The following is a 9179-nucleotide window of genomic DNA, read 5'->3' as shown; positions in this document are numbered from 1 at the left end:
GGTGCTGTGAGAGAGGATTGAACTCTCGACCTCACCCTTACCAAGGGTGTGCTCTACCACTGAGCTACCACAGCATCTTTGTTCCAGCTGTTAACCTTGTCTTTCAGACAAGGCAAGAGGGTTCTGGAATAACCCTGCTATTTCAGCGCTTTGGCATGGTTTGCTTTTCATTTCTGAAAGGCATATGCCGCGGCGGCTGTCGGCAGGTTGACTGGTTTATCTTCCTGCGTGGCGGCTGATTAGACGCATTCTTGGCGGGGTGCAAGTGCAAACTGCGGCTTTTTTTCGGGTGTTTGCTGGACGCTTGGCTGGGCCTGTATTAGAAGGTTGCAGGATTGGAAAAATCGCAGATGCAGCCACCAGAAAATTCAAAGAAAACCCAAGAGGCTGCGCGTGAGGCGCGGTTGAAAGCGGCGTTAAAGGCGAATATGGCACGACGCAAAGCGCAAACGCGTGGACGCGCGGCGCAGGATGCCGAGGCATCTGACGATTTGAACACAGACAACGAGTAGGGCAGGGCATGGATTCGATTTTGGTTAAAGGCAATGGCGCGCTGAATGGGGTGATTCCGATTGCTGGCGCCAAGAATGCCTGCTTGGCGCTGATGCCTGCGACGCTGCTGTCGGAAGAGCCGCTGACGCTGACCAATGCGCCGCGGCTGTCGGATATTGCCACCATGACGCAGCTTTTGCAGTCTTTGGGCGCCGAAGTGGCGGGTCTGCAAGAGGGCAAGGTGCTTGCGCTGTCCAGCCTTGGGCCGATCAACCATGTTGCTGATTATGAGATCGTGCGCAAAATGCGGGCCTCTAACCTTGTGCTGGGACCGTTGCTTGCGCGTGAGGGTCATGCGGTGGTGTCTTTGCCGGGCGGCTGTGCGATTGGCGCGCGGCCGATGGATCTGCACATCCACGGGCTCGAGGCTTTGGGCGCCGAGATCGAGCTGAAAGACGGCTATCTGCACGCCAAGGCCAAGGGCGGCAAGCTGCGCGGGGCGCAGATGACGTTGCGCATGGCCAGCGTCGGGGCGACCGAGAATATCATGATGGCGGCCACGCTCGCCAAGGGCACCACGGTGATCAACAATGCCGCGCGCGAGCCCGAGATCGTTGATCTGGCGCAATGTCTGCGCAAAATGGGCGCGCAGATTGACGGCGAGGGCAGCAGCCGGATCGAGATTCAGGGCGTAGACCGTCTGGGCGGGGCGACGCATCAGGTGGTGACCGACCGGATCGAGCTTGGCACCTATATGCTGGCGCCTGCGATCTGCGGCGGTGAGGTCGAGCTGTTGGGCGGGCGCATGCATCTGGTGGCGGCCTTTGCCGAAAAGCTGGATCAGGCGGGTGTCTCGGTGACGGAAACCGAAGCGGGGCTGAAGGTGTCACGCAAGGGCGGGCGCATTCGGGCGGTCGATGTCACCACCGAGCCTTTCCCCGGCTTTCCGACCGATTTGCAGGCGCAGATGATGGCGCTTTTGTGCACCGCCGAGGGCACGTCGGTTCTGGAAGAAAAGATCTTTGAAAACCGCTTTATGCATGCGCCGGAACTGCTGCGGATGGGGGCACAGATCGAGGTGCATGGCGGCACGGCCACGGTCAAAGGCGTTGAAAAGCTGCGCGGGGCGCGGGTGATGGCGACGGATCTGCGCGCCTCGGTCAGCTTGATCTTGGCGGGGCTTGCGGCCGAAGGCGAAACCGTGGTCAGCCGCGTCTATCACTTGGATCGCGGCTATGAGCGGGTTGAAGAGAAATTCCGCGGCATCGGCGCGCATATCGAGCGAATCAAGGCATGAGCGACGCGCGGTTTGAGGATGGCAGCGACCAACCCCTGCGCTTGATCGCGCAAGACGGCGAAGGCTTGGCCATTCTTGCGGCACTGTGCCAAGACGCGGTGTTTCCGATCACCGAAATGCAATATGCCAAGACCCGTCGCCGCTTTGCGCTGCTGCTGAACCGCTTTCGCTGGGAAGATGCCGAAGCCGCCAAAACCCAAAACCGGCGCTTCGAGCGGGTGCAAAGCCTGTTGGTGTTTGAAGGCGTGCTGGCGGTGAAAACCTCGGGCCTTGACCGCGAGGCGCGCGACACCGTTTTGTCGCTTTTGTCGATCAGCTTTGCCGAAGACGGGCAGGGTGGCGGCACCGTCACGCTGGTTTTGGCCGGAGACGGCGCAATCGCTCTGCAGATCGAGGCGCTGGACGCCAGTCTGCGCGACACCACGCGGCCTTATTTTGCGCCCTCGGGCAAACTGCCGTCGCATCAGGACTGACAGCGCCCGAGGTGGGCTTGGTCTTAGGACTTGGTCTTGACGCCTGCGATCACCACCAGATTTTTGGTGCTGGGGGCGGCGGCAATCACCTTTGGTTTCTCTTTTTTCGGCTTTTTGTCGGATTTGCCCTGTTTGTTCATACCCTTGGCCATGATCGCAGTCCTTCGCGTAAAGCCAAAAGCTGGCAGCGGTTCAACCCCGCGTGGGGCCAGCCTATCACGCGGCCAAAGCAATAGCTTGCGCTATTAAAGCGCTAATCTGCGGCCAATGCGGTGACTTCGCGGCGAAATGGCAGCGCGTCGCCGATGTCGGGCGCATCCAGTTCGCGGGCATAGCGATGTCCGGCAAAGGTGGCCCAAGCAATCGGGGCCGGGGCTGCGGCATCCCCGATCAGCTTGACCGAGCGGATGCCCGCATCGGCCCAATCGGCCGCGCGTGCGTTCAGGGCGTGGTAAAGCGCGTCATTGCCAATGCGCGAAGCGACCATCACCACAGCATCGCAGCCCAGCCGCGCGCGGGCGTCGGTATAGCTGCAATTGGTTTCCACCCCATCGGCATGGATCGCCGCAAGCCCGGTGTTCAGCAGGATTTTCACCCCCAGCCCGACAAGCCGGCGGTGAATGGCGGCTTGTTCCAGCGTGTTGGCGGTCCAATCCGAGACAAAGGCCGAGGGTGTGATCAATGTCACCGCACAGCCCTTTTGCGCGCATAGCTCGGCCAGCACCCCGCCCATATAATAGTGATCATCGTCATAGATCACCACTTGGCCCGAAGGCAGGCGGCCCTGCATCAGATCATCGGGGGTAAAGACCGGCAGGCGCGGGTCGGCGGGCAGCGGTGTGATATGCTGGCGCGCCACCCCATCGGCGCGCCACAGCGCACCGGTGGCGACACAGACATGCTGAAAGCCAAAACTGATGATATCCTCGGCACTTAACGTCGAGGCGGGGTAAAGCTGCACAGTGGCGCGTTGTTGCAGCTGATAAAGCCGGTAATCCGCCACCCGCCCCCAAGCCGACAGCCCCGGCAACAGCCGCTCGCGGGCGACGCGGCCGCCCAAGACCTCGCGGGCTTCGGCAAGGGCCACATCATAGCCGCGGCTCGAGGCCGCAAGCGCTGCTTCCAGCCCGGCAGGGCCAGACCCGATGATCAAAACGCTGTCGCTTTCGCCCTTGGTGGCGATCTGTTCAGGATGCCAGCCGCGCCGCCATTTCTCCATCCAAGTCGGGTTTTGCGTGCAGCGGCCCATGCCTTGGGTCATGTCGCCGGTGATGCAGATATTGCAGCCGATACATTCGCGAATGTCTTCAATCCGGCCTGCGTCAATCTTGGCCGGCAAAAACGGATCGGCAATCGAGGGGCGCGCACAGCCGATGAAATCCAAGGTGCCCGAGGTGATCATCCGCACCATGACATCTGGCGAGGTAAAGCGGCCAACGCCGACCACGGGGCGGCTGGACAGCGCACGGATGCCGCTGACCCAAACCTCTTGCGCGGCTTCGGCTTTAAAGCGCGAGGGGCCAGAGCAGTCTTCCCATGTGCCCATCGCCAAATCCCACAGATCGGGCAGATCGGCGTTCATCGCGATAAAGTCGCGCACCTCGGCATTGGAAAAGCTCAAAGCGCCAATGCTTTCATCCAAAGACACCCGCAGCGTCAGCGCCATGCTGTCGCCCACCGCGTCGCGCATATCGGCGATCACCTCGCGGGCAAAGCGCGAGCGGTTCTCAAGACTGCCGCCATATTCGTCGCTGCGCTAATTGGTGGCGCGCGACAGGAAATGTTGGAAAATGCCAAAGCCATGCGCGCCGTAAAGACAGATCAGATCAAAGCCCGCTGTCTGGCTGCGCTTTGCGGCCGTGACAAACCAGCGCCGCAGATTGCGAATGTCGGTTTTGTCCATGGCGCGGGCCTGCACCGGATCATTGGTGAAGGTGCGAATGGGCAGGGCCGAGGGCGCAAGCGGCACTTCCTTGGTATACATATTCGGGCCGTTGATGCCGGAATAGGCCAGCTGAATGCCTGCCAAAGCGCCATGGGTTTTCATCGCCGCCGCCATCTTGGCGATCGAGGGGATGTCTTGATCCTCCCACAGGCGCAGCTCGATAAAGGGGGTGATTTCCGAGGAATGGTGCATCTCGGTCTGTTCGGTAAAGATCACGCCCCAGCCGCCCTGCGCCTTGATCTCCCGCATCGCCACCGCCGCCGATGGGTCGCGGTAGCCGCCACCGTTGCAATGGGGCACCTGATAAAACCGGTTCTTTGCCGTCACCGGCCCAATCTTTTGCGGCTGAAACAGGATGTCATAGCGCGGGTCGCGCATGCGCTACTCCTTGGCATTAATCGAGATTTGAGCCTGCATGGTCGGATCGATCATCTTTTCGCAAAGGCTGACAAAGGTCTTGACCGTCAGCGAAGATTTCCCCCCCGCGGTGGACAAAATCCCCATCCGAACGGGCTTAAGCCCGCCTGTCAGCGGTACAAAGGCCAGCTCTTTGCCATCAGGGGCCGTTGGCGCAAAAGGCCGGGCATTTGCGACGGAATAGCCGAAATCATTCCCCACCAGCGACCGCACAACCGCCATGTCATGGCTACGCTCGACAATACGCGGGGTGACACCTGCTTGGTCAAACAGCGACATGAAATAGGCGCCACTGATCGGCAGATCCAGAAAAATCATGGGCGAGGGCGCAAGCTCGGCAAGGCTAAGGCTAGAGCGTGTGGCAAGAGGATGTGCCGCTGGCAGCATGGCAAAAGGCGGCAGATTGGCCAGCGGGGTAAACTCCATATCGGCGGGGATCATCAGATCATAGGTGATCGCAATGTCGATGGTTGCATCGCGCAGCGCCTCAATCAGACCGGCTTGGTGGTACTGAAACTGGCGAAAGGTCACCTCGGGAAACGCGGTGGTAAAGGCGCGGCGCAGGCGCGGCACGATGATCTGGGCAAAGGTCAGCAGGCAACCAACGTTCAGATCGCCACGCACGGTGCCATTGTGCTGATCGGCGAGGTTTGACAGAGTGCGGGCTGCCTCCAGCACCTGCACCGCCTGCGCCATCAATGCGCGTCCGGCTTGGGTTAGCGTCATGCCTTGGGCATGTTTGCGCACAAAGGCGGGCAGGCCAAATTCGGCCTCGAGCTGGGCAATGGCGTTCGAGATCGAGGGTGGCGAGACCGACAGATGATGTGCCGCCAGCGAGATCGAGCCAAAGCGCCCGACCGCGACCAGATATTCTAATTGTCGCAAGGTAAAGCGAGTTTGCATATGGGCCTTTCGCTGGATGAGGGCGTTATTCGTCGCCGGGTACTCCGTAAGACGGAGCTTCGGTCGGGTCTTGGGCACGCTGCACATAGGCGGACATTTGGGGGCGGTAGACGGTCCAAGCCTCGGCCAATGCTGCAATCGGGGTATCATGCCAGTCGATGCGCAGATCGACCAAGGGCCAATCAAGCTTATCCGCGATCTTGAGGCCCGCCGAACGCACCGGCCCCGCCTCGCCGCCGGCCGCAAGCCCCGCTTGCAAGGCTGCTATCAACCGATCTCCCAGATGGCCCTGCGCGGCCTCAAAGCTTGCCACCATGGCTTGGGGCACAGCGTCATTGGCCAAAAGATTGCCGCCCGCTGCCGAATGCGGTCCCAAAGCTTCCGCCCAAACCCCCAAGACCTGTGCGCCCGAATGGATCGCAGGCGCGCCCGCAGCGCCAAGCGCCAGCACTTGGCGATAGTCAATAAACGCCCGCCCCGACAGGGCAGCCACTGCTTGCTCTGCCGTGGCCCCCTCGGCCATTGCACCCAGCACCGCAGGCCCCAAGGCGGGGTCGGTGATGTTTTGGCTGGCCACTACGCCCACGCTTGCGCGCACATGCGCACAGCGCGCCGCCACCGCAGGCGAGGAAGACGAGATCACCATGCCAAATTGGCCCGAAGTGGTGCAGCGTGCGATCAGGGAAAATGTCATGGCTTAATCCGGGATCACGGCGGTGCCGTCGATTTCGACCAACCAGCTTGGCCGCGCAAGTGCTGTGACCACCAGCCCGGTCGAGACCGGATACACACCTTTGATATATTCGCCCATGGTGCGGTACACCGCCTCGCGGTGTCGCACATCGGTAATATAGACCACCACCTTGACCAGATGCTCCATACTGCCGCCCGCCTCTTCGATCAGCTGGCGGATGTTTTGCATCACCTTATGCGTCTGCTCGACGGGATCATGACTGCCGATATCCTTGGCGTCATCAAGGTTTTGCGGGCATTGACCGCGCAAATACAGGGTGCGCCCGCCGCGCGTGGCGACAGCTTGGCACAGATCATTGTCCAAGTTCTGCTCTGGGTAGGTCTCTTTGGTGTTGAACTTGCGATAGCGCGTGTGCGGATTGGCCATGACGGCAGCAGCCTTTCGATGGGTGGACAAAATGTCGCAGGATGATTGATAGCCGCCTTGGGCCACCTTCAGCAGTAAGGGTTTTCGTCGCATTGCCTCCATTTTGGCTAATCAAATATGGCCGCCATGGGTAAGCTTGGGCTACGCTAGGCTGAATCAAATTATAGTTTTCCCTAACCCATTGCCACCCTAAGTACAGCGTAACGTGGCGTCAAAGGAGCATGCGGTGTCAGTGGAACAGATCGAAACGCTTATCATCGGCGGCGGGCAAGCCGGTATTGCGATGAGCGCGCAGCTGTCAGAGCGCGGTTTGCCGCATCTGGTGCTGGAGCGTCATCGCATTGCCGAACGCTGGCGAAGCGAGCGTTGGGATTCACTGGTGGCAAACGGTCCGGCTTGGCACGACCGCTTCCCGATCTTGGATTTTCCCGATCTTGACCCGGCGAGTTTTGCCCCAAAAGATCGCATGGTTGCCTATTTCGAACAAGTCGCGGCAATGACCAAAACGCCGATCCGCTGCGGCGTCGAGGTGACCGCGGTCGCGGCGATTGAGGCTGGCTACCGCGTGCAGACCAGCCAAGGCGTGATCGAGGCGCGCAATGTTGTCTCGGCCACTGGGCCGTTTCAGCGCCCGCTGATCCCGCAAGATGTGCCAGCGGCGGCGGGGATGATGCAGCTGCATTCCTCGGGCTATCGCAACCCAGCGCAACTGCCCCAGGGGGCTGTGCTGGTGGTGGGGGCGGGGGCCTCGGGCTCGCAGATCGCCGACGAGCTTTTGCGTGCAGGCCGCAAGGTTTATCTTTCGGTGGGTCCGCACGACCGCCCGCCGATCCGCTATCGCGGCAAGGATTTTTGCTGGTGGCTGGGGGTCTTGGGCCATTGGGACGCCAAAGCGCGGCGCAAGGGAATGGAGCATGTCACCATCGCTGTCAGCGGCGCGCATGGCGGCAATACCGTGGATTTCCGCGCTTTCGCCGCGCGCGGCATGACGCTGTTGGGCCGCACCGGCGCCTATGACAACGGCGTCTTGCAGATTGCGGCGGATCTGGCCGAGAATATCGCCGGTGGTGATCGGCATTATCTGACGACTTTGGACGAGGCCGACGCCTATGTCACCGCCCATGGTCTGGATTTCCCGCCCGAACCCGAGGCGCGGATTTTCGCGGAAAACCCAGACTGCGTCACCCACCCGCTGCGCAGCTTGGATCTGGCGCAGGCGGGGATCACCTCGATCGTTTGGGCGACGGGCTATGCGCTGGATTACAGCTGGTTGCAGGTCGATGCGCTGGATGAAAAGGGCAGGCCGGATCATCTGCGCGGCGTGACCAAGCATCGCGGGCTTTATTTCCTTGGCCTGCCGTGGCTGGCAAGCCGCGCCTCGCCCTTTATCTGGGGTGTCTGGCGCGATGCCGCTTATCTGGCCGATCAGATCGCCGCAACCTAAAAAACGCGCGCCCTAGGGCGCGCGTTTCTGTTTTAGATCAAAGCGTTGGCTTATGCCAAGGATGGGTCAATCGCCTTGCAGGCATCGACCAGACCTTTGACAGCATCGGTAGATTTGTCGAACATCACTTGCTCTTCAGCCGAAAGCTTGATGTTGACGATCTTCTCGATCCCGCCAGCGCCGATGATGGTTGGCACGCCGACATACATGCCCTTCAGGCCAAATTCGCCGTCACAGTAGGCCGCACAAGGCAGAATGCGCTTTTGGTCTTTCAGGAAGGCTTCTGCCATCTCGATCGCCGAGGTCGCAGGCGCATAGAAAGCCGAGCCGGTTTTCAACAACCCAACGATTTCAGCGCCGCCGTCACGGGTGCGCTGAACGATGGCGTCCAGTTTTTCCTGTGTGGTCCAGCCCATTTCGATCAGGTCGGGCAGCGGGATGCCGCCAACGGTCGAATAGCGCACCGAAGGCACCATTGTGTCGCCGTGGCCGCCCAGCACAAAGGCGGTGACATCGCGCATCGACACGCCAAATTCCACCGACAGGAAATGCCGGAAGCGCGCCGAATCAAGCACGCCTGCCATGCCGACAACCATATTATGCGGCAGGCCAGAGAATTCGCGCAGCGCCCAGACCATCGCGTCAAGCGGGTTGGTGATGCAGATCACAAAGGCGTTCGGGCAATGCGCCTTGATGCCTTCGCCGACCGATTTCATCACTTTCAGGTTGATGCCCAAAAGATCGTCGCGCGACATGCCAGGCTTGCGCGGCACGCCTGCGGTAACGATGCAAACGTCAGAACCCGCGATTTCGGCGTAGGAATTTGCGCCTTTCATCACGGCGTCAAAGCCCTCGGAGGGGCCAGATTGCGCGATGTCCAGCGCCTTGCCCTGCGGTGTGCCTTCGGCGATGTCAAACAAAGTGACGTCGCCAAGCTCTTTGATCGCTGCAAGATGGGCGAGCGTGCCGCCGATCTGGCCTGCGCCAATCAGCGCGATTTTAGGTCTAGCCATGGGAATCCCCCCTCGGGTTGAACGTGAATATCGCGGGTTTGGTAAGCCTAACGCGCGGCTCGCGCAAGTCCGCCG

10 protein-coding genes, 1 tRNA gene and 1 pseudogene are annotated in these 9179 nt (G+C 60.8%); 4 read left to right on the top strand and 8 right to left on the bottom strand.

Annotation, left to right across the window (positions count from 1 at the left end; all coding sequences use genetic code 11):
• Window positions 1–2: 2 nt before the first annotated feature.
• Window positions 3–74: transfer RNA gene (locus V7Q10_RS05820), tRNA-Thr, on the bottom strand.
• 276 nt (window positions 75–350) lie between these two features.
• On the opposite strand from V7Q10_RS05820, the gene V7Q10_RS05815 reads away from it, so the two are divergent.
• From V7Q10_RS05815 to V7Q10_RS05805, 3 genes are read left to right on the top strand one after another with little or no spacing between them, the layout of a single operon-like run.
• On the top strand, window positions 351–512 hold the full coding sequence (locus tag V7Q10_RS05815) for a hypothetical protein (protein ID WP_333868114.1): 162 nt from the start codon (window positions 351–353) through the stop codon (window positions 510–512).
• An 8-nt stretch (window positions 513–520) separates the two neighbouring features.
• Entirely contained in the window at window positions 521–1789 is a 1269-nt protein-coding gene (gene murA, locus V7Q10_RS05810; RefSeq protein ID WP_333868113.1) for a UDP-N-acetylglucosamine 1-carboxyvinyltransferase, read from the top strand.
• Complete coding sequence (locus V7Q10_RS05805) at window positions 1786–2262, top strand: DUF2948 family protein (RefSeq protein ID WP_333868112.1); 477 nt, start codon at window positions 1786–1788, stop codon at window positions 2260–2262. The genes murA and V7Q10_RS05805 overlap by 4 nt, the downstream gene beginning before the upstream one ends.
• Window positions 2263–2285: 23 nt before the next feature.
• On the opposite strand, the gene V7Q10_RS05800 is transcribed toward V7Q10_RS05805, so the two are convergent.
• From V7Q10_RS05800 to V7Q10_RS05775, 6 genes and pseudogenes are all read right to left on the bottom strand, one after another.
• Window positions 2286–2414, bottom strand: a complete 129-nt coding sequence (locus tag V7Q10_RS05800) for a hypothetical protein (protein WP_333868111.1) — start codon at window positions 2412–2414, stop codon at window positions 2286–2288.
• 101 nt (window positions 2415–2515) lie between these two features.
• On the bottom strand, window positions 2516–3481 hold the full coding sequence (locus V7Q10_RS05795) for an FAD-dependent oxidoreductase (RefSeq protein WP_333868118.1): 966 nt from the start codon (window positions 3479–3481) through the stop codon (window positions 2516–2518).
• Window positions 3482–3586: 105 nt separating this feature from the next.
• A pseudogene (locus V7Q10_RS05790) lies at window positions 3587–4585 on the bottom strand (oxidoreductase); the annotation flags it as partial.
• Between the two features lie 3 nt (window positions 4586–4588).
• Entirely contained in the window at window positions 4589–5527 is a 939-nt protein-coding gene (locus tag V7Q10_RS05785) for a LysR family transcriptional regulator (RefSeq protein ID WP_333868110.1), read from the bottom strand.
• 25 nt (window positions 5528–5552) lie between these two features.
• Window positions 5553–6221 carry a DUF1028 domain-containing protein gene (locus tag V7Q10_RS05780; protein ID WP_333868109.1) on the bottom strand — a complete coding sequence of 223 codons (669 nt, stop codon included), beginning with the start codon at window positions 6219–6221 and terminating at the stop codon, window positions 5553–5555.
• Between the two features lie 3 nt (window positions 6222–6224).
• Window positions 6225–6647 carry a RidA family protein gene (locus tag V7Q10_RS05775; RefSeq protein ID WP_333868108.1) on the bottom strand — a complete coding sequence of 141 codons (423 nt, stop codon included), beginning with the start codon at window positions 6645–6647 and terminating at the stop codon, window positions 6225–6227.
• Window positions 6648–6873: 226 nt separating this feature from the next.
• Between V7Q10_RS05775 and V7Q10_RS05770 the strand changes: the two genes are divergently transcribed.
• Window positions 6874–8091, top strand: coding sequence for a flavin-containing monooxygenase (locus V7Q10_RS05770; protein ID WP_333868107.1), 1218 nt, complete (start codon window positions 6874–6876; stop codon window positions 8089–8091).
• A 50-nt stretch (window positions 8092–8141) separates the two neighbouring features.
• Here the strand turns inward: V7Q10_RS05770 and mdh are convergent, their stop codons facing one another.
• Window positions 8142–9104 (bottom strand): malate dehydrogenase, encoded by a 963-nt coding sequence (gene mdh, locus V7Q10_RS05765; protein WP_333868106.1) that lies wholly within the window; start codon window positions 9102–9104, stop codon window positions 8142–8144.
• Between the last annotated feature and the right edge of the window lie 75 nt (window positions 9105–9179).

This window comes from Cypionkella sp. (genome assembly GCF_036782355.1).
Taxonomy (GTDB): domain Bacteria; phylum Pseudomonadota; class Alphaproteobacteria; order Rhodobacterales; family Rhodobacteraceae; genus Cypionkella.
This window is presented reverse-complemented; position numbering and strand designations above follow the sequence as displayed.